The following is a 25,409-nucleotide window of genomic DNA, read 5'->3' as shown; positions in this document are numbered from 1 at the left end:
GGGCTCAGGCCGCCGCGAACTGGTTCATCGTGTTCGCCGTGCCGCCGGCTTTCAGCGCGGCCTCTCCGGCGAAGTATTCCTTGTGGTCGTCACCGATGTCGGAGCCGGCCATGTTCTGGTGCTTCACGCAGGCGATGCCCTGGCGGATCTCCTCGCGCTGCACCTGCTTGACGTAGCCGAGCATCCCTTCCTCGCCGAAGTAGCGCTTGGCGAGATTGTCGGTGCTGAGCGCCGCGGTGTGGTAGGTCGGCAGCGTGATGAGGTGGTGGAAGATCCCCGCCTCGCGCGCAGCGTCGGCCTGGAAGGTACGGATGCGCTCGTCGGCCTCGGCGGCGAGATCGGTGCCGTCGTAGTCGACGCTCATCAGCTTCGCCCGGTCGTAGGCGGCCAGGTCGCGTCCTTCCGCTTCCCAGGCATCGTAGACCTGCTGGCGGAAATTGAGCGTCCAGTTGAAGCTGGGCGAGTTGTTGTAGACCAGCTTCGCGTCCGGGATCACTTCGCGGATGCGGCTGACCATCCCGCCGATCTGGCCGATGTGCGGCTTCTCGGTCTCGATCCACAGCAGGTCCGCACCGTTCTGGAGCGCGGTCACGCAGTCGAGCACGCAGCGGTCCTCGCCCGTGCCGGGGCGGAACTGGTAGAGGTTGCTCGGCAGACGCTTGGGCCGCAGCAGCTTTCCATTCCGGGTGATCAGCACCTCACCGTTGCCGATCTGCGAGGGATCGACATCCTCGCAGTCGAGGAAGCCGTTGTACTGATCGCCGAGATCGCCCGGCTCGGTGCTGTAAGCGATCTGCTTGGTCAGCCCGGCGCCGAGGCTGTCGGTGCGGGCGACGATGATCCCGTCCTCCACGCCGAGCTCGAGGAAGGCGTAGCGGATCGCGCGGATCTTCTGCAGGAAGTCCTCGTGCGGCACGGTGACCTTGCCGTCCTGGTGCCCGCACTGCTTCTCGTCGCTGACCTGGTTCTCGATCTGCAGCGCGCAGGCGCCGGCCTCGATCATCTTCTTGGCGAGGAGATAGGTCGCCTCGGCATTGCCGAAGCCCGCATCGATATCCGCGATGATCGGCACGACGTGCGTCTCGTGGTTCTCGATCGCATGCTCCAGCCGCTTGGTCTCGACTTCGTCGCCACGCTCCCGGGCGGCGTCGAGATCGCGGAACAGCATGCCGAGCTCGCGCGCGTCGGCCTGTCGCAGGAAAGTGTAGAGTTCCTCGATCAGCGCGGGCACCGAGGTCTTCTCGTGCATCGACTGGTCGGGCAGGGGGCCGAATTCGCTTCGCAGCGCGGCGATCATCCACCCGGACAGGTAGAGATATCGGCCCTTGGTCGTGCCGAAATGCTTCTTGATGCTGATCAGCTTCTGCTGTCCGATGAACCCGTGCCAGCAGCCGAGCGACTGGGTGTAGGCGGCGGGGTCGGCGTCGTAAGCCGCCATATCCTCGCGCATGATCTTCGCGGTGTAGCGCGCGATATCGAGCCCGGTGGAAAAGCGGTTCTGGATCCGCATGCGTGCGACAGCTTCGGCATCGATCGCATTCCACGGCGCGCCCTGCGCGGCGATGGTGGTCCTGAACTCGTCGATCTTGCCCTGGTAGGTCACGTCGGTCGTCTCCTGAATCGATCTGCCGCTTCCGGCTTCGGAGACATTGATCGCGGGTTGGATCGCGCCTGGACAGATAAAATTACAAAGTTTCTTGTCCGATTGCGCAGAGTAGATCATCATGTGCTGTAAATTTGTAAAGGAATTTACATGGCGGATGATGCTATCTTCGCTGGTCCGGCCTTGCGACGCTTGCGCAAACGCGAGGGGCTGACCCAGTCTGCAATGGCCGCGCAACTGGCGATCTCGCCGAGTTATCTCAACTTGATAGAGCGCAACCAGCGCCCGTTGACGGCCCGGGTCATGGTGCAGGTGGTCGAGCGGTTCGATTTCGATCCCCGCAGCCTGCGCGAGTCCGAGAGTGTCGGCGGGATCGACGGACTCGCGCGGCGGCTTGCCGACCAGCGTTTCGCCGGGCTCACCATCGATCGCGACGAGATCGGCGAAGTGCTGGCCATGGCGCCTCACTTCGCGACCGCTTTTGCGCAGCTCTACGATACGGCGGGCGAAGGGGACCCCGAGGGCGAGGATCCGCTCGCCGGGTCCCGGCGCGAGATCGAGCGGTGGCGCAATCACTTCGCCGATCTCGACGCCGCGGCAGAGGAGCTTGCCGACGAACTGCGCTTGTCGCGCGCCGATATCGGCACCGCACTGGTCGAGCGTCTGCGGGAGCGGCACCAGATCGCGCTGCGCATCCTGCCGCGTGAAGTCATGCCGGAAGCGATCCGGCGGCTCGATTTGCATGCGCGGCAGTTGCAGCTTTCGGAAATGCTCTCGCCCGCGTCGCGCAACTTCCAGATCGCGGCACAGCTTGCGCAACTGGAGCAACGCGAAGCGATCCGCACGCTCGCGGCGGGCGGCCAGTTCCAGAGCGACGACGCGCGCAAGCTGTTCGAGCGGCACCTGCAAGGCTACTTCGCTGCGGCCCTGATCATGCCCTATGGCCGGTTCCTGCGGGCCTGCGATGCAACGGGGTACGATTTTCCGGTTCTCATGCGGCGCTTCGGCGTCAGTTTCGAGCAGCTTGCCCATCGGCTGACGACCCTTCAGCGGGTGGGCCAGCGCGGGCTTCCCTTCTTCATGGCCCGCCTCGACCGCGCGGGGCAGTTCTCCAAGCGGTTCGCCGGAGCGAGCGGGGCGACTTTCCTCGAATCCGAGGCAAGCTGCCCGCTATGGCACGTTCACCGGACCTTCGAGCGCGCCGGCGAATGGTGCGTGCAGGAGATCGCGCCGGACGTGGCGGAAGGAGCCCCCGATCACTGGCTGACGGTCTCCCGGCTGACCGAGGGCGTTGCTGCCGAAGGGGAGGCGCAGTTCGCCGTGGTCGTCGGAGTGGAAGCGCGTTTCGCTGCGGATCTGGCGGCCGCGCGGGGACATTCGCTCCGGCGTGAGCAGGCACAGCAGATCGGCCCCGGATGCCGTGCCTGCCACATCCCCGGCTGCCGCCAACGCTCGCTGCCGCCGCGCAATGCTCGGCTCGCGTTCGAGAACCACCAGCGCGGCATTACGCCGTTTCGCTTCGGCGCGGAGGGCTGACGAGGGAACCGCCGCTGGCGATCGGGAGTTTCCAGACCGGTAAGGGAGTAGAGACATGGTAGAAGAGCGCACCACCGAAGTCGAAACACCGCGAGGTGATACCCACACGCACACCACGGTCGTCACCGACGAGCCCCGCCGCGGTTCGAGCGGATGGATCATCGCGCTCGTGCTGATCGTGGCGCTTATCGTCGGCATCTATCTGTTCAGCCAGACCGGCGGCGCCGAAATCGCCAAGGACAATGCTGTTGCAGAAGCTGCCGGCGAAGTGGGCGACGCTGCCCAGCAGGCGGGCGATGCGGTCGATCGTGCGGCCGACGAAGTTACCGACGGGAACTGATTCCCGCTGATACCGTGCCCGTCCGCCTCTTCGGTGGACGGGGAGCGGTGTAAAATTTACCGACATTTCATTTCTGCATCGTAGTCCGGCTGTCCTTCGCAAGGATTTTCCGGACCGGGACAGAGATGATCCGCCTGTTCAAGCACTATATTCCCCATGCGGTGGTGCTGCTGGGGCTAGTCGACCTGCTACTGCTCATCGCGGCGGGCGAACTGGCTTGGCTGGCGCGCGCGACGCAGGCTGGGATCGACACCGGACCGCTATCCGAGCGGGTCGCGCCGCTCGCCGGCTTTGCGTTGACCGTGTGGACCGCAATGATCGCGGTCGGGGTCTACGGCAGCGAAGCCCTGCGTTCGATGCGCTATGCCTGTGCGCGGCTGCTGGTCGCGATCAGCCTTGCGATCATCGCGCTGTCGTTCATCGACTTCTTCCTTCCGGGGCTGACCTTCTGGCGCTCCACGCTCCTGTTCGCGATGGTCATTTCGGCGGCGCTGCTGGTGTTCGCGCGGCTTCTGATCGGTTCTTTCATCGGCACATCTATCTTTCGCCGGCGCGTGATGGTGCTTGGAGCGGGTCGGCGCGCACAACGCCTCCGCAAACTGGCGGAGCGCCCGGAGAGCGGTTTCGCGATCGTGTCCTATATCGCGATGACCGATGGCGAGCCGATGGTGGAGGAGGCGATCGCACGCTCGGCTATTCGCGACCTGGGCCGTTTCGTGGAGAACCTGGGCGTGAGCGAAGTCGTCCTCGCGCTGGAGGAACGGCGCAATGCGTTGCCGCTCAAGGACCTCCTGCGGGTCAAGACGATGGGCGTGCACGTCAACGACTTCAGCAGCTTCATCGAACGCGAGACCGGCCGGGTCGATCTCGATTCGCTCAACCCGAGCTGGCTGATCTTCTCCGACGGATTCTCCTCCGGCCGAATGGTATCGAGCGCGGCCAAGCGCCTGTTCGACATTGCCGCGAGCGGTCTGCTGCTGCTGCTCACGCTGCCGGTGATCGCGCTTTTCGCCTTGCTGGTGAAGCTCGACAGCAGAGGACCCGCCTTCTTCCGCCAGACGCGGGTCGGGCTCTACGGGCAGACGTTCAACCTCATCAAGCTCCGCTCGATGACGGCCGACGCCGAGAAGGACGGTGCGAAATGGGCGGAGCGCAACGATCCGCGGGTGACGCGGATCGGCAAGTTCATCCGCAAGGTGCGGATCGACGAGCTGCCACAGGTCTGGACGGTGCTGAAGGGGGAGATGAGCTTCGTCGGCCCGCGGCCGGAAGTGCCCCGTTTCGTCGCCGATCTTGAGCAGGAGCTGCCATATTACGCCGAGCGCCATATGGTGAAGCCGGGGATCACGGGCTGGGCGCAGATCAACTATCCCTATGGCGCTTCGACGGAGGATGCGCGGCACAAGCTCGAATACGACCTCTATTATGCGAAGAACTACACGCCCTTCCTCGACCTGCTGATCCTCCTCCAGACCTTGCGGGTGGTGCTCTGGCCGGAGGGCGCGCGGTGATCGAGCGCATCCGGAATCTTTTCAGGCAACGCTACGATTACCGCGCCGAATGGCTGCGTTTTACGCGCACCATGGGCCAGGGTGGATCGGCGGGTGAAGCGCTGCCGGAGCGCGCGATCCGCGCCATTGCGGAGATGACCGACAGCGCCGGGGGGGTGCTGTTCATGCCCGAACAAGACGGCAGTCTTGTTCTGGCTGCGCGCTGGCGCTGGTCCGCGATCGAGGTGCCGGTCGTCGCCTTCCCGATCGAGTTTGCGGCAAAGATCGAGCGGACCGGAGACATCGTCGATATTGGCGAGGTGAACGGCGGGTTCGAGACGGGGTGGAGCGGAGCGCTGCCCGACTGGCTTGCCGCCGCGACCCACGACGCCTGGGCGCTCGTGCCACTGCTTCATCTCGGCCGTCTGCATGGCGTCATCGTTCTGGCGCGTCCGGCCACGCCCCGGCGGCTCGACCGGGAGGACATCGACCTGCTCGGCATCGTCGGCCGGCAGCTCGCGAGCTATCTCGCCGAGCGCGCCGGGCAGGAAGCGCTGATGGAGGCGCGCCAGTTCGACGAGTTCAGCCGCCGCATCGCCTTCGTGATGCACGACGTGAAGAACCTTGCCAGCCAGCTCTCGCTGCTCGCCCGAAATGCAGAGCGCCATGCGGATAACCCGGCCTTTCGTGCCGACATGCTCGTGACCTTGCGGAACAGTGCGGACAAACTCAACGCGCTGCTCGCCCGCCTCGGCCGCTATGGCGCAGGGGGCGGTGCGGCGCGCGAGCGGGTGGGGCTGCGCGAACTGGCCGCGCGAGCCAAGGCCCGGCTTGCCGACGACGCTTCGCTGATCGTCATCGATTCGGGGGATGTTGCGGTGCTCGCCGACGCGGAAGCGCTCGAGCAGGCGCTGGTTCATCTCGTGCAGAATGCGATCGAGGCGAGCGAGGGACACGGTCCGGTCTATCTCGACGTCACGAGCGACGGTGTGCGCGGGCGGATCGACGTGATCGATTCCGGTGAAGGGATGTCGGCCGATTTCATTCGAGACGGGCTGTTCCGTCCCTTCGTTTCGTCCAAGCCGTCGGGATTCGGTATCGGGGCGTTCGAGGCACGCGAACTGGTGCGCGCGATGGGCGGACGGCTCGACGTCGATTCGCGGGAAGGGATCGGTACTCGCTTCTCCATCAGCCTGCCGCTGTTCGCTGCAGCCGAGCTCATTCGCACCGTGGAGGCGGCATGATGGCTCGGGAAAAACCCCGCCTCCTGATCGTCGAGGACGACGAAGGCCTCCAGGCGCAGCTCAAGTGGGCCTACGAGGATTTCGAGGTCGTCTGCGCCACCGACCGTGAAACGGCGCTCGCCGCACTGCGCGCCGAAGAGCCGGCGGTGGTGACCCTCGATCTCGGCCTGCCGCCCGATCCTGACGGGGTGAGCGAGGGCTTTGCCGTGCTCGATGCGATCATGGCGCTGAAGCCCGACACCAAGGTGATCGTAGCGTCCGGCCATGGCGCCCGGGAAAGTGCCCTCGCAGCGATCGCGCGCGGCGCCTACGACTTCTACCAGAAGCCGGTCGATATCGAGGCGCTCGGGCTGATCGTCCGGCGCGCCTGCAACCTGCGGCAGATCGAGCAAGAGAACCGCAGTCTGGTCCTCCAGGCGGCGGAGGACAGGACCGTGCTCGGCGGTCTGATCACCGCGGCGCCCGAGATGATGAAAGTCGCGCGCACGATGGAGCGGGTGGCGAACACGGGCGTCTCGATCATGCTGCTCGGCGCGAGCGGGACGGGTAAGGAATTGCTCGCGAGGGGCTTGCACCAAGCGAGCGATCGGGCCGGCGGTCGGTTCGTCGCGATCAATTGTGCGGCAATCCCCGAAACGCTGCTCGAGGCCGAATTGTTCGGGCACGAGAAGGGGGCTTTCACCGGCGCGGTGAAGACCACCGAAGGCAAGATCGAGCAGGCGCACGGCGGAACGCTGTTCCTCGACGAAGTCGGCGACATTCCGCTCCCCCTGCAAGTCAAGCTGCTGCGCTTCCTGCAGGAGCGGCAGATCGAGCGGATCGGCGGGCGCAAGGCGATCGATGTCGACACGCGGATCGTATGCGCGACGCACCAGGATCTCGAGGCGATGATCGCTGAGGGCCGATTTCGCGAAGACCTGTTCTATCGGCTGGCGGAGATCGTGGTGAAGATCCCACCGCTGTCGGAGCGCGCGGGCGACGCGGTTTTGCTGGCACGGGTATTTCTCAAGCGCTTTACGGCCGAGATGAACCCTGCCGTGGGCGGCTTCGCACCCGATGCGCTCGCGGCCATCGACGGCTGGAGCTGGCCGGGCAACGTGCGCGAGCTGGAGAACCGCGTGAAGCGCGCGGTGATCATGGCCGACGGGAAGCTGATCACCGCGGCGGATCTCGACCTCGGCGCGGGCGACGAAGATGATTTCCCGCTCAACCTGAAGAGCGCACGGGAACGGTCGGACCGGAAGATGATCCGCCACGCACTGGCGCGAAGCGAAGGCAATATCTCGCATACTGCCAAGTTGCTCGGGATCAGCCGGCCGACGCTCTACGACCTGCTCAAGCAGTATGACTTGCAGGCGTAAACCGGTCTTGCTCCGGGCGTTGGCGGGCTTCGCCCTGCTGACCCTGGTTGCATGCGGTCAGGGAGAGCCCCAGCTCGCCCCGCTCGATGCGGCGCGCGCTGCACTGGCACGCGGTGACGGGCTGAACGCGGAGATCGTGCTGCGGCGGATGCTGGAACAAGGCACTCCGCGGGCCGACGTCGCGGCCTATCTCGGACAGGCGGAGCTCGCGCAGGGCAAGGTTATCGAGGCGCGCGACTGGCTCGGGTCCGGCGACTTCTCGCCTGCCACGAGAGCGCATGGCTTCCACATGCTCGGCGTGCTGGAAATGCGCGGAGGCAACCTTCCCGCCGCCGGTGCCGCTTTCGACCGGGCCCTGCAAATCGATCCGGACGACCCCGAGTTGTGGGTCGATATCGGCCGGCTGCGCTATCTCGGCGGCGAGCACACTCTCGCTCTCGAAGCGTCGGAACGTGCGGTCGCTCTCGATCCGCACAATCCGAAAGCATTGTGGTTCAGGGGACAACTGGATCGCGACGTTCGCGGTATGGCGGCCGCGTTGCCCTGGTTCGAAGCGGCGCTGGAGGCCGCGCCGGAGGACGCCGATATCCTGGCGGACTATGCCGCCACGCTTGGAGAGAGCGGACGGGCGGCCGAGATGCTCACGGCTGTGCGGCGGATGGCGGAAGTCGCTCCCGGCGATCCGCGCCTCTACTTCCTCCAGGCTATCCTGGCTGCACGCGCGGGCGATTTCGACCTCGCACGGGGATTGTTTTCGCGCCGGGGAGATCTCGATCGCCTGAGTCCGGCCACGGCGCTGCTCTCGGGCGTGATCGATCTCCGGAGCGGCAATCCTGCAAGCGCGGCGCAGATCTTCGACCGCCTGCTCCTGAGCCAGCCCGACAACCGCCGCGTGCGTCAGTTGCTCGCCCACGCGCTGCATCTCTCGGGAAATGACCGGGAACTGGTCTATCGCTTCGGCGATGCTGCGCTGCGTCCCGATGCCGATCCCTATCTCGCCGCAACTGTCGGGCGTGCGTACGAAGCGCTGGGGGAGCGGGGCAAGGCTGCGCCGCTGCTGGAAAAGGCGAGCCGAGCGGGCGGGCCCGGGCTGGCGCCTTTCGCAACGGCCGTACCGGTGGAGATCGCGCAGGCGAGAGGTGGAGCAACGGGGACTGACGCGGTTACGCTCGTGCGCGGACTGATCGCCGCTGAGCGGCTGAAGGAGGCGATCGCGGCGGCGGAGGCATTTCGCGGACGGTTTCCCGGTTCCGCCGATGCGCTCGGGCTGGCCGGGGACGCCTTGCTGGTAGCGGGACGATCTGACGAAGCGCTCGAGGCGTATCGCGCGGCCGCCGGCATCCGGAGGTCGTGGCCGCTGACGCGCCGCATGCTCGCGACATACGCTGCGCAGAACGACCGCTCCGCCGCCTATGCGTTGCTCACCGATCAGGTGCGCGCGGCGCCGCGCAACCGGGAGGCGGCGGCCATGCTTGCGCTGCTCGCCTTCGATACGGGCCGGCGGGAACAGGGTACAGCACTGCTAGACCACGCGCTGGCTTCGGGTGGCGCGCACGACCCGCGGCTTTGGGCGCTGAAAGCCGAAGCCGACTTGCTGCAGGGCGATGTCGCCGGAGCACGCGGAGCGGCCGAGCGTGCTTATCGCCTTCAGCGCAGCGATCCACTGGCGAGGCGCGCTCTGGCGCGTGCGTTCACCGCCTCCGGCAGCGTCGAAGCGGCGCGAGCGCTCGCGGAGCGCTAGCCCACTCGACAGGCGAACGGCCGTTGGGCATGGCCGCGCGGTGACCATCCCGATCATCTCTCGCATCGACCCGATGGTTCGCTTGCTCGTTCTGACCATTGCACTGGCAACGATCTTTCCGGCCGTGGGGGAAGGGCGGGAGGTGGCGCAGGTGGTGTCGAACTTTGCTATCTTTGCGCTGTTCGCGCTTAATGGACTGAGATTGCCGCGGGATGAGGTGCTGCTGGGGTTGCGGCATGCGCGGTTTCTGGTGCCGCTGCTGATGTGGTGCTTCGGGGCGATGGCGCTGGCGGGGCTGGGGCTGTCGCACATCGGCGCAGGCCATCTGCCGCGGGAGCTTGCGATCGGCTTGCTGTTCCTCGGCACCCTTGCCTCGACCGTCCAGTCGGCGACGGCCTACAGCTCGCTCGCCGGCGGCGACGTCGCGCGCTCGGTGGTGGCGGCGGCGCTGCTCAATATCGCGGGCGTGTTCGTCACCGCGCCGCTGTTCGCCGCGATGGGCGGCTTCGCAGCGGCCGACATCGGCATCGGCGGGCTGGGCAAGATCCTCGCGCTGCTGGTCGTGCCGTTCGTGCTGGGGCAGGCGCTGCAGAGCGTCGGGCGGTCATGGGTGCGGGCGCATCCGGCGCTGGTGTCGACCACGGACCGGCTGGCGATCGCGATCGCGGTCTACGTAGCCTTCTCGGGCGCGGTCGAGCAGGGCATCTGGAGCGCGCTGGAGACGGAGCAGTGGGCGCTCCTGCTCGGCCTGCTGCTTGCGTTCCTGACGATCGGCTTCGGCGGGAGCTGGCTCTTCTCGGGCCTGTTCCGGCTCGATCGGCCGACGCGCATCTCGTTCATGTTCGCCGGAGCGCACAAGAGCGTGGTGAGCGGCGCGCCGATCGCGCTGATCCTGTTTCCCCCGGCGAGCGCGGGCCTCGTGATGGCGCCCCTGCTCGCCTACCACCTGCTGCAACTGGTGGTCTCGGCCCCGCTGGCTACTCGACTGTCCCGCTCTCGCCCTTGACCCCCTCCAGCCGGTTGTGGCGCACCGACCACCACAGCGACAGACCGATCAGGATCGCACCGATCAGGCCGGTGATCGTCTCCGGGATGTGGACGACCGCGGAGAACAGCATGATCAGCCCGAGCGCGATGATCGCCCAGAACGCGCCGTTCTCGAGGAAGCGATACTGCGCCAGCGTGCCCTGTTTGACGAGGTGGATCGTCATCGAACGCACGAACATCGCGCCGATCGAGAGGCCCAGCGCGATCACGATCATGTTGTTCGACAGCGCGAAGGCGCCGATCACGCCGTCGAAGCTGAACGAAGCGTCGAGCACGTTGAGATAGAGGAACCCGCCCAGGCCGCTGCGCACCACCGCGCCCTGCAGCCGGGCCGCTTCGGCCTTCATCTCGAGGATCGTGTTGACCCCCTCGACCGCGATGAAGGTGACGAGGCCGAGGATGCCGGCGATGAGGAACGTCAGCGCATCGGCGGGATCGAGCATCGTCGAAATGCCCCACATGACCAGCAGGAGCAGCGCGATCTCCGCCGCGGGCAGGGCGGCGAAGCGGGCAAGCTGGACCTCGACGATGCGGATCCAGTGCACGTCCTTGTCGAGATCGAAAAAGAACTTGAGTCCGACCATGGCAAGGAACGCACCGCCGAACCCGGCGATTCCGACATGGGCGGAACTGACGATCTCCTCGTACCGCTGCGGATCGTTCAGCGAGAGATTGAGCGTCTCGATCGGCCCGAGGCCGGCGGCGATCGCCACGATCGCCAGCGGAAAGATGACACGCATGCCGAACACGGCGAAGGCGATGCCCCAGGTCAGGAAGCGTCGCTGCCAGATCTCGTCCATCTCCTTGAGCACCGAGGCGTTGACCACCGCGTTGTCGAAGCTGAGCGAGACCTCCAGCACGGAGAGCACGACGATGATCCACAGCAGCGACGCGGTCGCCCCCAGATCGCCCGTGCTCGACCAGCCGTACCAGGCGCCGAGCGCCAGACAGATCAGCGTGAAAATGAAGGAGAATCTGTAGAAGCGAATCAGCGTGGCCATGCGGCGATCCCGTCGAAATATCTGCGCCCGTGAAGCGAGCGCGCGCTAGAAAATCCGCGGTGGAATCGCAAGTTCCCCGCACCGCCGTTTGCCGGCCTATTTGGGCTGGTAGGTCTGCTCCTCGCCCGGGAACGCGCGGCTGCGCACTTCGGCGGCGTACGTCTCCGCCGCCTTCGCGATGATCTCGGCGATTTCCTCGTAGCGCTTTACGAAGCGCGGCACCCGTTCGAACATGCCGAGCATGTCCTCGGCCACCAGCACTTGCCCGTCGCAGCGGGCCGAAGCGCCGATCCCGATCGTCGGGCAGGAGATGCTCTCGGTCACCTCGATCGCGATCGGTTCGACCACTCCCTCGACGACGACCGCGAAGGCGCCGGCCTCGTCGAGCGCCTTCGCATCGCCGACGATCTTCTCCGCCTCGGCATCGCTGCGTCCGCGTGCGCCGTAGCCGCCGAGCACGTTGACCGCCTGCGGCGTCAATCCGACGTGACCCATCACCGGAATGCCGCGCTGGCTGAGGAAGGCGACCGTTTCGGCCATGGCCGCCCCGCCTTCGAGCTTCACGCCCGCCGCGCCGCTTTCCTTGAGCAAGCGCGAAGCGCTCTCGAACGCGTGCTGCGGCGAAGCCTCGTAGCTGCCGAAGGGCATGTCGACGATCACCACCGAATGGTAGCTGCCGCGCACCACGGCAGCCGCATGGTTGGCCATCATGTCGAGCGTGACGGGAACGGTGGAGGGCAGGCCGTAGATCACCTGGCCGAGCGAATCGCCGACCAGCAGCAGGTCGCAGTGCGCGTCGAGCAACTGCGCCTGACGCGCGGTGTAGGCCGTCAGCATCACCAGCGGCTCTTCGGTAACGCCGTCCTTCTTGCGCTGCCGGATTTTGGGCACCGTCAGGCGCCGCATCGGTTGGGGAGTGGGGGTTGCGCGGCTGGTCGCAGTGTCGAGCTGGAAGGTCGTGGACATGCCGGCCTTCTAGCTCGCCGGTGGGCAACCGCCAACCGTACCCTTGGCCTTGCGCGCTAAACTTGCAACAGGGGACCTGAGGAACGGGAAAGGGAACGATCGATGGTCGCAACGCCGAACGTGCAAGTGGGAGAGCAAGGCTGGTCCTCGCGAACGGCCTTCATCCTCGCGGCGGTGGGCGCGGCGGTGGGCCTCGGCAACATCTGGCGTTTCCCGACCCTTGCCGGCGAGAACGGCGGCGGGGCCTTCGTGCTGTTCTACCTGGGCTGCGTGCTCCTGATCGGGATGCCGCTGATGCTGTCGGAATTCGTCGTCGGGCGATCGGGCAAGTCGGATGCGGTCCAGTCGGTCTCGCGCGTGGCCGAACAGTCGGGCGTTTCCCGCCGGTGGCGGGTGTTCGGCGGAATCGAGATCCTCGCCGGTTTCCTGATCCTCTCGTTCTATTCGGTCGTTGCCGGCTGGGTGATCTACTACGTCTGGCTCTCGGGCGGCGATTTCCTGTCTAATGCGCTCGCAGGGGAGCCCTTGCGGGGCGCCTTCCCCGATCTGGGGCAGGACGCGGTCAGCGGCATGATGGGGGATCTCTTCGCGAGCCCCGGCCGCCTGATCCTGGTCCACGCGTTGTTCATGGCGGTGACGATCTGGATCGTCGCCAACGGCGTGCACGACGGGATCGAGAAGGCGGCGCTCTGGCTGATGCCGGCCTTCTTCGTCCTTCTCGTCTGCATCACGATTTACGGGGCGTTCACGGGCGACTTCGGCGAGGCGCTGAGCTTCCTGTTCACCCCCGACTTTTCAAAGCTCACGGCGCCGGTGATGAACGAGGCGCTGGGCCAGGCGTTCTTCTCGCTCAGTCTCGGTGCGGGCGGCCTGATCACCTACGGCGCCTATGTGGGGAAGGACGTCAACCTCGGCCCCACGGCGGCGACCATCAGCCTCACCGATACGGCGGTGGCCCTGGTTGCGGGGCTGATGATTTTCCCCATCGTTTTCGCGGTCGGGCTCGATCCGTCCGCCGGTCCGGCGCTGATCTTCCAGTCGCTGCCCGTTGCCTTCCAGACGATGCCGGGAGGATCGCTGATCGGGTTGCTGTTCTTCGTCCTGATCTTCTTCGCCGCGCTGACGAGTTCCATTTCCCTGCTCGAAGGGCCGACCGCCTGGGCGATGGACCGCTTCGGGCTGAGCCGGCCGAAGGCGGCATCGCTGCTCGGCTTCGTATCCTTCCTGATCGGTATCGCCTGCGCGCTGGGGTACAACGTGTGGGCGGACGTCAGGCCGCTCGGCTTCTGGAGCATCTTCGCGGAGACCGACATTCTCGACACGCTCGACGGATTTACCGGCAAGATCATGCTGCCGCTCGCCGGGCTCTTGCTGGCGCTCTTCGTCGGCTGGAGGGCCGACCGGCGCCTGGTGGAGAGCCAGAGCGGGCTTTCCGGCGGCATGTTCGCGCTGTGGCGGTTCCTCGTCGCCTGGCTCTGTCCGGTGGCGGTGGCTCTGATTCTGCTGTTCGGCCTGTTTCCAAGTTTGTTGACAGCTTGATGAATCCCGCTTGCCAGCGCAACGCGATCGCATAAAACGGCGCGCCGGCTGGGAGGGGCGAGGGACTCTCGCTCGGGCCGCGGGGAGTCCCTGATGTTTTTCGATCGCGTCAAGCCGCTGGATGCCATCATCGAGACGGCGCAAAAGAAATCGCTGCACCGTTCGTTGAGCGGTTTCCAACTGATGCTGTTCGGCATCGGCTGCGTCATCGGCACCGGCATTTTCGTGCTGACCGCCGCCGGCGCGCAGAAGGCCGGACCGGGTCTGATGCTCGCCTTCGCCATTGCCGGCGCAGTCTGCATCGTCGCCGCGCTGTGCTACGCGGAAGTCGCCGCGATGATCCCCGTGGCGGGATCGGCCTACACCTACAGCTATGCCTCGGTCGGCGAGTTTCTCGCCTGGACGGTCGGCTGGGCGCTGATTCTCGAATACGCCGTGGCGGCCAGCGCCGTTTCGGTCGGCTGGTCCGGCTATTTCAGCGGGACGATACTGAACGAATTTCTCGGCATACATTTGCCGGCGTGGCTCAGCGCGGGGCCGCTGGCGCTGGGCGGTGCGCCGGGCGGGTTCATCAATCTGCCGGCGCTGCTCATCGCCATGCTCATTACCTGCCTGCTGATGATCGGGACGAGCGAAAGCGCCAAGGTCAACGCCGTTCTCGTGGCGATCAAGGTCACGGCGCTCACGGTGTTCGTTGCGCTGACGTTCACGAGTCCGGAATTCGACACCGACAAGTTCAATCCGTTCCTGCCCGCAGGTGTGTTCGGAGGCATCGGCACCGGGCTCGGTGCTGTCGGCGCGGCGGCGACGATCTTCTTCGCCTACGTCGGCTTCGACGCGGTTTCGACCGCCGCGGAGGAAACCAAGGATCCTCAGCGCAACGTGCCCTTCGGTCTGATCGGGTCGCTGCTGTTCTGCACGGTGTTCTACATCCTCGTCGCAGCCGGTGCGATCGGCACGATCGGCGGGCAGCCGATCATGGGCCCGAACGGCATTCCGTTCCCTGCTGGGTCGGAAGAGCTCGCGCGTCAGTGCGCGCTGCCGCAATATGCTGCGTCGCTCGTCTGCTCCGACGAGGCGCTGGCGCACGTGCTGCGTCAGATCGGCTGGTCGGGCGTGGGCAATATGCTGGGCGTCGCGGCGTTCCTCGCGCTGCCCTCGGTCATTCTCGTGCTGATCTTCGCGCAGACGCGCATCTTCTTCGTCATGAGCCGCGACGGCCTGCTACCCGAACGGCTCAGCACGGTGCACCCGAAGTGGAAGACGCCGCATATCGTGACGTTCCTCACCGGCCTCGTGGTGGCGGTGGGTGCCGCGTTCTTCCCCGTCGGCCTGCTGGCGGACTACGCCAACGCGGGTACGCTCTACGCTTTCTTCATGGTGGCCGTGACGGTGATGGTCCTGCGTGTGAAGGATCCCCATCGGCCGAGGCCTTTCCGCATGGCGGGCGTGTGGATCGTCGCGCCGCTGGCGCTCGCGGGATGCGTGTTCCTTTACGTCAACCTGCCGATCGAGGCGATCCTGGTGCTGCCGGGGTGGGGCGTGATCGGCGTGGCGATCTACTTCCTCTACAGCCGCAGCCGCAGCCATCTGGGCCGCGGTATCGTGGAAGTGGTGGACGAGGTCGCCGGGGAGGAGACGATGGTCCCGATCCATCCGGATGGACGCGCGGACTGACCACGCATTTCCTGCGTGAAATGGGAAGGGCCGCCCGGCGAGGCGGCCCTTTTCTGTTAGGCGGCGTAATGCCCTAGAGCGTGGTTTCGGCGTGCTGCTCGCTCGCGTCCTCGCGGACGTCCATGCCGAGCGCCATCTTGGCGGTGTCGAGCAGACCCATGTCGCCGTTCCAGATCTCCGCTTCGCCCAGGTCCATGCGCAGGAACAGGATGTCGGGGTCGTCCTTGCCGCCGTCGAACCAGGCTTCGGCGAAGTTGCTCCAGAACTGGTCGAAGCGTTCGCGGCTGGTCTCGACCGTCAGCGTGCCGTGGAAGCGCGCGTAGATGTCGTGGCTCTTGCCCTCGAACGTCGCGGTGGCGGGGCCGAGCGCGGCGAACTTCCCGTGTTTGTGGGTGAAGAACCAGATTGCGCTGTTCGCATCCTTGTCGAGCTGCGCGCTCATCGGCACCGCGCTGGTCGTGTCGCTGTCGAGCTGGAGGAAGAGGAACGGCGAATCCGCGAGTGCCGTCCAGAACTTGGTCTTCAGCTTGTCGGGGTCGCCTTGGCGGTATTTCATGGGATAGCTCCTTTCGTGGTGGCAACGGAGTGGCGGGAGCTTTCGTTCCTCGCGGCACCCAGCGGTTGCCAAGCGGCACGGAGTGGAACATAATGGGAACATATGAGTCGTTCCTCCATGCCCAAGACGCTTTCCGATCTGTGCGATGTCGATGCGCTCGCCGCCGCGCGCAGCACGCGCTGGCGGCCCGGGCTTGCCGCACCTGCGCACAGCGAGATCTTCGCCAGCGGGTGCGAGGGCGGCGGCGCGGGGTTGGCGCTGGCGCTTGCCTGCGATGCGCTGCGTTCGTGCGAGAACTCGCGCCCGGTGCTCTGGGTGCAGGACCGCGCGGCGGTACGGCTGACCGGGCGTCCCTACCGTCCCGGACTTCCGCCGGAGCTGCGTCGCCGGCTGATCCATGTCGTGGCGGAGAAGGCGGAAGATGCGCTGTTCGCCCTGGAGGAAGGGCTGCGCTGCCGCGACCTCGCTTTCGTGATCGGCGAGATGACGGGCAATCCCAAGGCGCTCGATTTCACCGCCTCGCGCCGGCTGAGCCTTACCGCGGAGAAGCACGGCGTGCCGCTGTGGCTGGTGCGGCTCGATGCGGAGCGCGATCTTTCCTCCGCCCGGATGCGGTGGAACGTGCGCGCCGCCGCCTCGCCGCCGCCGCGCTGGAATGCGGCCGCGCCCGGCACTCCGAGCTGGCACGCCGAACTGTTCCGCGCACGGGCTCACGCCCCTGGAGAATGGATATTGTGTGATGACGGAGGAAGTCTCGTCGCCGCCCCGCCGCATTCTGTCGGTGTGGCTGCCGCGGCTGGCGATCGACCGCTGGCGGCTGGGTGAAGGCTGCGCGCGCGGGGAGGGGCCGGATGCCGAGCCGCTCGCGCTGATCGCCGAAACCGCCCACGGGCCGCGCATCGATGCGGTCAACGATGCCGGCCGCGCCGCAGGGGCGCGGCGCGGCATGATGCTGGCCGACGCCCGCACGCTTTGCCCGCATCTGAAGGTTGCGCCGTCCGATCCGGCGGGCGACCTTGCATTCCTCGAGAAGCTGGCCGTCTGGGCTCAGGGGTGGGGGCCGTGGAGCGCACTCGATGCACCCGATGGCCTGGTAGTCGACGTCACAGCCGTAGCGCACCTGTTCGGCGGCGAAGCGCGGTTGCTTGCCGATGCGCAAGCCGCTTTCGCCCGCCGCCGCCTGATCGCGCGGCTCGCGATCGCGCCGACCGCAGGCGCAGCCTGGGCGCTGTCGCATTTCGGACCGGAGCGCGCGATCCTGCAGCCGGGCGACGATGCGGCCACATGCCTTCGCGAGTTGCCGGTAGCCGCGCTGCGGCTCGACGACGAGGTGCTCGTCGTGCTCCGCCGCCTCGGCCTCAAGCGGCTGGGCGACCTGCACGGGATCGGCCGCGGCGCGCTCCACCGGCGCTTCCGCAACCGCAAGTCGCCCGCGGCCAATCCGCTGATCCGAATGGACCAGCTCCTCGGCCGCGTATCGGAGCCGCTGCTACCCGTGATCCCGCAGCAGGCGCCACTCGCCCAGCGCCGGTTGCTCGAACCGATCCGTCATCGCGAGCTGCTCGACCAGGTGGTGGCCGATCTGGCCGGCGACATGGGGCGCGAACTCGAAGGCAAGGGGCAGGGCGCCCGGCGGCTCGAACTGGGCCTGTGGCGCGTGGATGGCGAAGTCGTGGTACGACATCTCGAGCTCTCGGCCGCCACGCGCGATCCGGCGCATATGTGCCGATTGTTCTCGGCCAAGCTGGAGGATGTCGACGCCGGGTTCGGTATCGAGATGGTGCGCATGCGCGCGAGCTGGACCGAGCCGCTGGCGCTGGAACAGGGCGATATCGAGACGGCGGCCGAGACGCAGGGCACTTCGCTTTCCGCCTGCATCGATCGTCTGACGGTGCGGCTCGGCGAGAAGGCGGTGCACCGCCCTGTCGTGCACGCCAGCCATATGCCCGAGCGCGCGCAGCGCTGGCGGCCGCCGCTGGAGCGCGAGCCTGCCGCGCAGGAGGACCTGCGCTTCCACGCCCGGCCGCTGAAGCTGCTCGACCGGGCGGAGAAGATCGCCGTGCTCTACGCCACACCGGACGGGTATCCGAAAGCCTTCCGTTGGCGTGGGCAGGTGCGCGAGATTGCGCGTGTCGAAGGTCCCGAACGGATCGCGCCCGAATGGTGGCGCTCGAAGTCGACCGCCCGTCTGCGCGATTACTATCGGATCGAGGACACCACGGGGTGCCGCTACTGGATCTACCGTCACGGATTGCCCGATGACGGACGGGGCGGACTGCCGGACTGGTTTCTGCAGGGGCTATGCGCATGAAAGCGCTAGGCAAATCCACCATTGGAACATATAGGGAACGAATGGAGTCGCAGCCCATCCTCGAAAGGCTCGAGATCCTCGCCGATGCCGCGAAGTACGATGCTTCGTGCGCTTCTTCAGGCACCTCCAGCAGGAACAGCCTCGGCAGCAAGGGCATCGGCTCGACCGAAGGCATGGGCATCTGCCACGCCTACGCTCCCGACGGCCGCTGCATCTCGCTGCTGAAGATCCTGCTGACCAACCACTGCGTGTTCGACTGCCACTACTGCATCAACCGCAAGAGCTCGAACGTGCGCCGGGCCCGCTTCACGCCGCAGGAAGTCGCGGACCTCACGCTCAGCTTCTACCGCCGCAATTACATCGAGGGGCTGTTCCTCTCCTCCGGCATCGTGAAGAGCTCCAACCGCACGATGGAGCAGTTGATCGAAGCCGCGCGTATCCTGCGCGAGGAGCACGACTTTCGCGGCTATATCCACCTCAAGACCATCCCCGAGGCCGATCCGGAACTGGTTCATCAGGCGGGGCTCTATGCCGACCGCGTCTCGATCAACGTCGAATTGCCGACCGACAGCGGCCTCACCCGCCTCGCGCCCGACAAGAATGCGCGCCAGATCGAAGGTGCGATGGGGAGGACGAAAGACGACATCGCCGAGGCGAGTGATGCGAAGAGGAAGTTCCGCCACGCGCCGCGTTTCGCACCCGCGGGCCAGTCGACGCAGATGATCGTCGGTGCGGACGCGGCGACCGATGCGGATATCGTGGGCAAGGCGAGCCGGCTCTACGGCAGTTTCGGGCTGCGCCGCATCTATTACTCGGCCTTCAGCCCGATCCCCGACGCTTCGGCAGTGCTGCCGCTGAAGCGTCCGCCGCTGATCCGCGAACACCGGCTCTATCAGTCCGACTGGCTGATGCGCTTCTACGGCTACAAGCCCGCCGAGGTGATGCAGGCGGCCGGGGTGGACGGAATGTTGCCGCTCGACATCGATCCGAAGCTCGCCTGGGCGCTCAAGTTCCGCGATCGCTTCCCGCTCGACGTCAACCGTGCGGCGCGCGAGGACCTGCTGCGCGTGCCCGGGTTGGGCGTCGGCGCGGTCGACCGCATTCTCGCCGCGCGCCGCCACCGTACGCTGCGCCTCGACGATGTCGCGCGGCTGACCCAGTCGATCGCCAAGGTTCGCCCTTTCCTGTGCACGGTGGATTGGCGCCCGACCACGCTCACCGACCGCGCCGACTTGCGCGCGCTGCTGGCGCCGAAGCAGGAGCAACTGGAGCTGTTTGCGGCATGAGCCCGCTCCGGCATATTGAACCCGACACCTGCTACCTCGTGCATCTGCCAGAGCCGGACGATTTCGACGCCTGGCGCGAGCGGGCGCGGACACTGATTCAGTGCGGTGTGCCGCCCGACCGCATCGTCTGGACGGCACCGGGCGGAGCGGGCGATCTTTTCGCGCAGGGGGATCCGCGCCTGCCCGTGCCGGATCCGGAGGCGCCGCCCGTGCGTGCGAGCCGCCGCTTCGTGGAACTCGCGCGCAATGCCATGCTCCACACCGATGCGGAGCGTTTCGCGCTGCTCTACCGCGCACTCTGGCGGCTTCAGGCGAATCCGCGGGTCATGGAGGACAAGGCCGACCTCGATATCCGCCGCATCGAGGAACTCGACAAAGCGGTGCGCCGCGACAGCCACAAGATGCACGCTTTCGTCCGCTTCCGCCGCGTCGAATCCGACGAAGAGGAGAACGGCGAGCACTACGTCGCCTGGTTCGAGCCGGAGCATCATATCCTGCGTGCGAACGCAGGGTTTTTCGTGCGCCGCTTCGCCAACATGAAATGGTCGATCTTGACTCCCCGCGGCAGCTTGCACTGGGACGGCGAGACGCTGGAGGAAGGGCCGCCCGCGCAGCGTGCCGACGCGCCGACCGGCGATCCGATGGAGGATCTCTGGCGCACCTATTACGCATCGATTTTCAATCCCGCGCGTTTGAAGGTCGGGGCGATGCTTAAGGAGATGCCCCGCAAGTACTGGAAGAACATGCCCGAGGCGGCGCTCATTCCCGAGCTTATCGCCGGGGCGCAGAAGCGGGAATTGCAGATGGTCGCAGAAGGCGCGCTGGAAACCGAAGACCGGCCGGAGACGCTCAAGGCAGTCGACAAGGCGATCCATCAATGCCGCCGATGCCGATCGGCTGCCTCGACAACCAGGCGGTGATGGGGGAAGGGCCGAAAGGCGCGGCGCTGATGATCGTAGGCGAACAGCCGGGCGATCAGGAGGATTTGGCCGGCCGGCCTTTCGTGGGCCCCGCGGGGCAGTTGCTCGACCGGTACCTCGAGAAGGCCGGGGTCGACCGCAAGGACGCCTACCTCACCAACGCGGTCAAGCATTTCAAGTTCGTCCAGCGTGGCAAGCGGCGGCTGCACCAGTCGCCGACCGCGAAGGAAATCGATATCTGCCGCTGGTGGCTGGAGAGCGAACGCGCGATCGTCCAGCCCAGGCTGATCCTTGCCACGGGCGCCAGCGCCGCGCGCGGCCTGCTCGGCAAGACGGTGAGTATTTCGAAAACGCGCGGCGAACCCATTCCGCTCGAGGACGACAGCGAACTGTGGGTCACCGCGCATCCTTCCTACCTCCTGCGCCTCGATGGCGAGGCGAAGGAGAAGCAGACGCGCCTGTTCGAAGCCGATCTTGCCGCGGTGAAGGAGCGGTTGGCGGAACTGGCGGGATGAACTCGCAATTTCATTGTCATTCCCGCGAAAACGGGAATCTGTCTCCGACCGATCGGAGCTGGATCCCGGGTGCGCGGGAATGACGAAATGAAGGGCGGCGCACAAACATGCCCGATGCCCCGATCACACCCGGCATGCGCCGGATCGAGATCGATCCCGACCTGATCGATGCGCCGCCGCGCGCGCCGTTCGTCGAGCTGGGGCTGGTCTCCAATTTCAGCTTCCTGCGCGGGGCGTCGGATGCTCCGGATCTGGTGAGGGCCGCACGCGAGCTAGGCTATGATGCGATCGGGATCGCCGACGCGAATACGATGGCCGGCGTCGTGCGCATTCACATGAATGCAAAAGAACTTAAAATGCGGCCGGTTATCGGCTGCCGGATAGAAACTGTCGAAGGTCTTTCCTTCCTTGCCTATCCCATCGACCGTGCGGCCTATGGCCGGTTGTGTCGGCTGATCTCGGCCGGACGCATGAAAACCCTCGACGGCGAGTGGCAGGACAAGGGCGTATGCGACATCTCGCTCGCCATGCTCGCCGACCATGCGCAAGGGGTGCAGTTGATCCTGCTGCCGCCGGACGATCTTGCAAAGCAGTTCACGATCGCGGTGCCGAACAACGTCATCCCGTTCCCCGCGCCGGATTCACGTGCTGTCGAAGGTGTCTCTGCACCTTTGCGTGAAATAACAGAAGATTTTGCTGATCTCCTGCCGCATCTTGTGAGCCAGCTTCCGGCCTTGCGTCACCTGGCGGCGTCATACCTCTACGCGGGTGACGACATCGCGCGGATCGACCGGCTCGACACGCTGGCAAGGGCGAACGGGCTTGCGCTGCTTGCGACCAATGACGTCCATTATCATGCCCCCGACAGGCGGCCTCTGCAGGATGTCATGACGGCAATCCGTCACAAGACGACGGTGGCCGAGGCCGGGCACCTGCTGTTCGGCAATGCCGAGCGGCACCTCAAATCGCCGGACGAGATGGTCAAGCTGTTCGCGCGCTGGCCCCACGCCATCGCGGCGGCGCGCGAGGTGGCGGATGCCTGCACCTTCAACCTGGCGGAACTGCAGTACGAATACCCGGACGAGATCTATCCCGACGGCATGACGCCGCAGCAATACCTTGAAAAGTCGACGTGGGAGGGGGCGCAGGGGTACTATCCGGACGGCGTGCCCGACAGTGTGAAGAAAGCGCTCGATCATGAATTGGCGCTGATCGAAAAGCTCAAGCTCGCCCGCTACTTCCTGACCATCAAGGATATCGTCGATTACGCGCGAACGCGGAAGCCGCCGATCCTGTGCCAGGGGCGCGGATCGGCGGCCAATTCGGCGGTCTGCTATTGCCTCGGAATCACTGCGGTCGATCCTGCCAAGCATCAGTTGCTTTTCGAGCGCTTCATTTCCGCCGAGCGCAACGAGCCGCCCGATATCGACGTCGATTTCGAGCATGAGCGGCGCGAGGAGGTGATCCAGCACATCTATGACAAGTATGGCCGCCACCGTGCAGGTCTGTGCGCCACGGTGATCCATTACCGCCCGCGCATGGCGATCCGCGAGGTCGGCAAGGCGATGGGCCTGTCCGAAGACGTGACGTCGGCTCTGGCGCGCACCGTCTGGGGCGGGCATGGTCGGAAGATCGACGAGAACCACGTCATGCGGGAAACGGGTCTCGACCTTTCCGACCCGCACTTGAGACGAGTTCTCAAGTTGACCGAGCAGATGATCGGGATGCCCCGGCATCTCAGTCAGCATGTCGGCGGTTTCATTCTGACCCAGGGACCGTTGCTCGAGACGGTGCCGATCGGCAACGGGGCCATGGCCGATCGCACTTTCATCGAATGGGACAAGGACGACATCGACGACCTCGGCATCCTCAAGGTCGACGTGCTCGCGCTCGGGATGCTGACCTGTATCAGGAAATGCTTCGATCTCGTTGAAAAGCATTGTGGAGAGGCACCGAAGCTTACCACGGTACCCGATGAAGAGGCTGTCTATGACATGCTGTGCAGGGGCGATTCGATCGGCGTCTTCCAGGTGGAGAGCCGTGCTCAGATGAACATGCTGCCCCGCCTGCGTCCGCGCTGCCTCTACGATCTCGTCGTTCAAGTGGCGATCGTGCGGCCCGGCCCGATCCAGGGCGATATGGTCCATCCCTACCTGAAGCGACGAAAGGAACGGCGCGAGGGGAAGAAGGCCTTCGAACTGCCGGGGCCCGCGCCAGAGCATGGTCCACCGGACGAACTCTCATCCATCTTGGAGCGGACGCTCGGCGTGCCGATCTTCCAGGAGCAGGCGATGAAGATCGCGATCGACGCGGCCGAGTTCACCTCGGTCGAAGCGAACCGGTTGCGCAAGGCCATGGCGACGTTCCGGAACCGCGGGACCGTCGACGAACTGGAAGAGCGGATGGTCGGCAGGATGATCGAGCGCGGCTACGATCCCGAGTTCGCCGAACGCTGCTTCAACCAGATCAAGGGTTTTGGCGAATACGGCTTCCCCGAAAGCCACGCGGCGAGCTTCGCCCATCTGGTCTACGTCTCGAGCTGGCTCAAGTGCCACTATCCCGCGGTCTTCGCCTGCGGGCTGCTCAACTCACAGCCGATGGGGTTCTACGCCCCCGCACAGATCGTGCGCGACGCGCAGGAGCACGGCGTCACCGTATTGCCGATCGACGTCAATATGTCTGACTGGGACTGCACACTGGAGAGCTGCGCTGACCAGCCTCCCGACAAGGACCGCTGGGACAGGCATGTCGCGCTGCGCCTGGGGTTGCGGCAGGTCGATGGCTTCCCCGAGCACATTGCCGCCAAGGTCGTCGACGAGCGGGCCAGGAACGGTCCCTACCGCGACGTTGCCGATCTGCGCGACCGGGCGAAAGTGCCCGTGGGCCACATTGAGCGGCTCGCGAGTGCGGACTGCTTCGGCTCGCTCGGACTGTCGCGCCGGCAGGCGCTGTGGGACGCGCGCAGCCTCGTGGCGGCGCCCGACTTGCCGCTGTTCGGCTTTGCCAAAGCGCGCGACGAGGGCGTGGAGAGAGACGTCACCCACCTGCCGCAGATGCCACTCGGCGAGGAAGTCGTCACCGATTACCAGACGACGCGGCTCAGCCTGAAGGCGCATCCCATGTCGTTCCTCCGTGCCGAGCTCAACGCGCGGGGGGTCGTACGCACCTGCGATCTGCGCACGCGCAAGTATCGCTCGATCGTCAATGTCGCCGGAGTGGTGCTGATCCGCCAACGGCCGGGCTCGGCCAAGGGGGTATGCTTCATCACGCTGGAGGACGAGACCGGTGTGGCCAATCTCGTTATCTGGCCCGATCTGATGGAACGGCAGAGAACCGTCGTGATGGGCGCGCGTTTGATGGAAGTGCGCGGACGAGTGGAATACGACGGCGAGGTGATCCATGTCATCGCCAGCGATCTGGTCGACGCGACCCATCAGCTTCGCAAGCTGTCGGACGACACGCCGGGCGCGCCGACCGAGGACGATTACCGCCACAGGCACCCCCGCAACGTGCGGATCATTCCCAAGTCGCGGGATTTCCATTGAGCCGCGGACACTGGCGCATCTCCCGCCGCATCGGCCACTTTCGCGGGGACCGACGCGTGGTCTGGCTGCTGATCGCCGTCGGCCTGCTGCTGGCCGCGCGCGGGTGGCTGGCTGATCATCCGCAACACAACCCTTGGGCGCCGCTCGACCTCAACGATCCGCCGGGTTGGGCGACGCAAAGCAAGCTGCTCGCGCTCAAGGACGATCCAGTCGAATGCCGTGCGGTGCTCGAACGCAGCGGCGTCGCGTTCCGTGCGCTGGAGCCGCGGGGTGAGGGGGCGTGCCGGCTCGAGGACCGCACGGTGCTCGCCGCGCTGCCGCTCTCGCCCGACATGCCCCCGACCACCTGTCCGGTGGGCATCGGGCTCGAGCTATGGCTGCGTGACGTCGTGCAGCCGGCGGCGGTCGAGAGCTTCGGTGCCGAAGTGACGCGGATCGAGCATTTCGGCGCCTTTAGCTGCCGGCGCCTCTATGGCCGGGCGGAGGGACGCTGGAGCGAGCACGCGACGGGCAATGCGATCGATATCGCCGCCTTCGTGCTCGCGGATGGGCAGCGGATCGCGGTGCTCGGCGACTGGACCGGCGCGGATGAGGAGGCGGCGTTCCTGCACGAGGTGCGCGACGGCGCCTGTCCGCTGTTCGCCACCGTGCTCTCGCCCGACTACAACGCCGCGCACGCGGACCATTTCCACTTCGACCAGTCCGGCCGCTATATGGGTGTCTGCCGGTAG

18 protein-coding genes and 1 pseudogene are annotated in these 25,409 nt (G+C 66.1%); 15 read left to right on the top strand and 4 right to left on the bottom strand.

The features are described from left to right. Positions 1 to 4: 4 nt before the first annotated feature. Positions 5 to 1,603 carry an isocitrate lyase gene (locus tag D2V04_RS05890; protein WP_119512613.1) on the bottom strand — a complete coding sequence of 533 codons (1,599 nt, stop codon included), beginning with the start codon at positions 1,601 to 1,603 and terminating at the stop codon, positions 5 to 7. 150 nt (positions 1,604 to 1,753) lie between these two features. Between D2V04_RS05890 and D2V04_RS05885 the strand changes: the two genes are divergently transcribed. The 7 genes from D2V04_RS05885 (at position 1,754) to D2V04_RS05855 (ending at position 10,321) form a co-directional block, all read left to right on the top strand. Beyond that, positions 1,754 to 3,139 carry a helix-turn-helix domain-containing protein gene (locus tag D2V04_RS05885; RefSeq protein WP_119512341.1) on the top strand — a complete coding sequence of 462 codons (1,386 nt, stop codon included), beginning with the start codon at positions 1,754 to 1,756 and terminating at the stop codon, positions 3,137 to 3,139. 55 nt (positions 3,140 to 3,194) lie between these two features. Further along, positions 3,195 to 3,479, top strand: coding sequence for a hypothetical protein (locus D2V04_RS05880; protein WP_119512340.1), 285 nt, complete (start codon positions 3,195 to 3,197; stop codon positions 3,477 to 3,479). 125 nt (positions 3,480 to 3,604) lie between these two features. Beyond that, positions 3,605 to 4,990 (top strand): TIGR03013 family XrtA/PEP-CTERM system glycosyltransferase, encoded by a 1,386-nt coding sequence (locus D2V04_RS05875; protein WP_119512339.1) that lies wholly within the window; start codon positions 3,605 to 3,607, stop codon positions 4,988 to 4,990. Then, positions 4,987 to 6,213: an XrtA/PEP-CTERM system histidine kinase PrsK gene (gene prsK, locus D2V04_RS05870; protein WP_182849675.1), complete on the top strand. Its 1,227-nt coding sequence runs from the start codon at positions 4,987 to 4,989 to the stop codon at positions 6,211 to 6,213. Before D2V04_RS05875 ends, prsK begins: the two co-directional genes overlap by 4 nt. After that, on the top strand, positions 6,213 to 7,574 hold the full coding sequence (prsR, locus tag D2V04_RS05865; protein ID WP_119512337.1) for a PEP-CTERM-box response regulator transcription factor: 1,362 nt from the start codon (positions 6,213 to 6,215) through the stop codon (positions 7,572 to 7,574). The genes prsK and prsR overlap by 1 nt, the downstream gene beginning before the upstream one ends. A gap of 19 nt (positions 7,575 to 7,593) precedes the next feature. Continuing rightward, positions 7,594 to 9,315, top strand: coding sequence for a tetratricopeptide repeat protein (locus tag D2V04_RS05860; RefSeq protein WP_119512336.1), 1,722 nt, complete (start codon positions 7,594 to 7,596; stop codon positions 9,313 to 9,315). Between the two features lie 40 nt (positions 9,316 to 9,355). After that, a complete protein-coding gene (locus D2V04_RS05855; RefSeq protein ID WP_228766279.1) occupies positions 9,356 to 10,321 on the top strand; it encodes a bile acid:sodium symporter family protein in 966 nt (321 codons plus the stop codon). Here the strand turns inward: D2V04_RS05855 and D2V04_RS05850 are convergent. Beyond that, the gene (locus D2V04_RS05850) at positions 10,293 to 11,363 is read right to left on the bottom strand and encodes a DUF475 domain-containing protein (protein WP_119512335.1); all 1,071 of its coding nucleotides are present in this window, start codon (positions 11,361 to 11,363) and stop codon (positions 10,293 to 10,295) included. The genes D2V04_RS05855 and D2V04_RS05850 overlap by 29 nt on opposite strands. 96 nt (positions 11,364 to 11,459) lie before the next feature. Further along, positions 11,460 to 12,329, bottom strand: coding sequence for a 3-methyl-2-oxobutanoate hydroxymethyltransferase (gene panB, locus D2V04_RS05845; protein ID WP_119512334.1), 870 nt, complete (start codon positions 12,327 to 12,329; stop codon positions 11,460 to 11,462). 102 nt (positions 12,330 to 12,431) lie between these two features. On the opposite strand from panB, the gene D2V04_RS05840 reads away from it, so the two are divergent. Beyond that, positions 12,432 to 13,868, top strand: a complete 1,437-nt coding sequence (locus tag D2V04_RS05840) for a sodium-dependent transporter (protein WP_119512333.1) — start codon at positions 12,432 to 12,434, stop codon at positions 13,866 to 13,868. Positions 13,869 to 13,961: 93 nt separating this feature from the next. After that, the gene (locus tag D2V04_RS05835; RefSeq protein WP_119512332.1) at positions 13,962 to 15,545 is read left to right on the top strand and encodes an amino acid permease; all 1,584 of its coding nucleotides are present in this window, start codon (positions 13,962 to 13,964) and stop codon (positions 15,543 to 15,545) included. A gap of 73 nt (positions 15,546 to 15,618) precedes the next feature. Here D2V04_RS05835 and D2V04_RS05830 read toward each other — a convergent pair whose 3' ends face one another. Next, on the bottom strand, positions 15,619 to 16,101 hold the full coding sequence (locus D2V04_RS05830; protein WP_119512331.1) for a pyridoxamine 5'-phosphate oxidase family protein: 483 nt from the start codon (positions 16,099 to 16,101) through the stop codon (positions 15,619 to 15,621). A gap of 102 nt (positions 16,102 to 16,203) precedes the next feature. Between D2V04_RS05830 and D2V04_RS05825 the strand changes: the two genes are divergently transcribed. From D2V04_RS05825 to D2V04_RS05800, 6 genes and pseudogenes are all read left to right on the top strand, one after another. Beyond that, on the top strand, positions 16,204 to 16,926 hold the full coding sequence (locus D2V04_RS05825) for a hypothetical protein (protein WP_228766278.1): 723 nt from the start codon (positions 16,204 to 16,206) through the stop codon (positions 16,924 to 16,926). After that, positions 16,841 to 18,412 (top strand): DUF6504 family protein, encoded by a 1,572-nt coding sequence (locus D2V04_RS05820; RefSeq protein WP_119512329.1) that lies wholly within the window; start codon positions 16,841 to 16,843, stop codon positions 18,410 to 18,412. Before D2V04_RS05825 ends, D2V04_RS05820 begins: the two co-directional genes overlap by 86 nt. Before the next feature lie 41 nt (positions 18,413 to 18,453). Continuing rightward, positions 18,454 to 19,698 carry a putative DNA modification/repair radical SAM protein gene (locus D2V04_RS05815; protein WP_119512328.1) on the top strand — a complete coding sequence of 415 codons (1,245 nt, stop codon included), beginning with the start codon at positions 18,454 to 18,456 and terminating at the stop codon, positions 19,696 to 19,698. Next, positions 19,695 to 21,133 (top strand): annotated as a pseudogene (locus D2V04_RS05810) (UdgX family uracil-DNA binding protein). The gene D2V04_RS05815 and the pseudogene D2V04_RS05810 overlap by 4 nt, the downstream one beginning before the upstream one ends. 107 nt (positions 21,134 to 21,240) lie before the next feature. Continuing rightward, positions 21,241 to 24,678: an error-prone DNA polymerase gene (locus tag D2V04_RS05805; RefSeq protein WP_119512327.1), complete on the top strand. Its 3,438-nt coding sequence runs from the start codon at positions 21,241 to 21,243 to the stop codon at positions 24,676 to 24,678. Further along, the gene (locus D2V04_RS05800) at positions 24,675 to 25,409 is read left to right on the top strand and encodes an extensin-like domain-containing protein (protein ID WP_119512326.1); all 735 of its coding nucleotides are present in this window, start codon (positions 24,675 to 24,677) and stop codon (positions 25,407 to 25,409) included. Before D2V04_RS05805 ends, D2V04_RS05800 begins: the two co-directional genes overlap by 4 nt.

The sequence above is a fragment of the Pelagerythrobacter aerophilus genome (assembly GCF_003581645.1).
Taxonomy (GTDB): Bacteria; Pseudomonadota; Alphaproteobacteria; order Sphingomonadales; family Sphingomonadaceae; genus Pelagerythrobacter; species Pelagerythrobacter aerophilus.
The sequence above is the reverse complement of the archived record's forward strand: the minus strand, read 5'-3'. Positions and strand labels throughout refer to the sequence as shown.

Excerpts from the sequence above, each read along its gene's own strand:
- D2V04_RS05885 (WP_119512341.1), top strand. The coding sequence starts at position 1,754 with ATGGCGGATGATGCTATCTTCGCTGGTCCGGCCTTGCGACGCTTGCGC.
- D2V04_RS05880 (WP_119512340.1), top strand. The coding sequence starts at position 3,195 with ATGGTAGAAGAGCGCACCACCGAAGTCGAAACACCGCGAGGTGATACC.
- D2V04_RS05875 (WP_119512339.1), top strand. The coding sequence starts at position 3,605 with ATGATCCGCCTGTTCAAGCACTATATTCCCCATGCGGTGGTGCTGCTG.
- prsR (WP_119512337.1), top strand. The coding sequence starts at position 6,213 with ATGGCTCGGGAAAAACCCCGCCTCCTGATCGTCGAGGACGACGAAGGC.
- D2V04_RS05850 (WP_119512335.1), bottom strand. The coding sequence starts at position 11,363 with ATGGCCACGCTGATTCGCTTCTACAGATTCTCCTTCATTTTCACGCTG.
- panB (WP_119512334.1), bottom strand. The coding sequence starts at position 12,329 with ATGTCCACGACCTTCCAGCTCGACACTGCGACCAGCCGCGCAACCCCC.
- D2V04_RS05840 (WP_119512333.1), top strand. The coding sequence starts at position 12,432 with ATGGTCGCAACGCCGAACGTGCAAGTGGGAGAGCAAGGCTGGTCCTCG.
- D2V04_RS05835 (WP_119512332.1), top strand. The coding sequence starts at position 13,962 with ATGTTTTTCGATCGCGTCAAGCCGCTGGATGCCATCATCGAGACGGCG.
- D2V04_RS05830 (WP_119512331.1), bottom strand. The coding sequence starts at position 16,101 with ATGAAATACCGCCAAGGCGACCCCGACAAGCTGAAGACCAAGTTCTGG.
- D2V04_RS05825 (WP_228766278.1), top strand. The coding sequence starts at position 16,204 with ATGAGTCGTTCCTCCATGCCCAAGACGCTTTCCGATCTGTGCGATGTC.
- D2V04_RS05820 (WP_119512329.1), top strand. The coding sequence starts at position 16,841 with ATGACGGAGGAAGTCTCGTCGCCGCCCCGCCGCATTCTGTCGGTGTGG.
- D2V04_RS05815 (WP_119512328.1), top strand. The coding sequence starts at position 18,454 with ATGGAGTCGCAGCCCATCCTCGAAAGGCTCGAGATCCTCGCCGATGCC.
- D2V04_RS05805 (WP_119512327.1), top strand. The coding sequence starts at position 21,241 with ATGCCCGATGCCCCGATCACACCCGGCATGCGCCGGATCGAGATCGAT.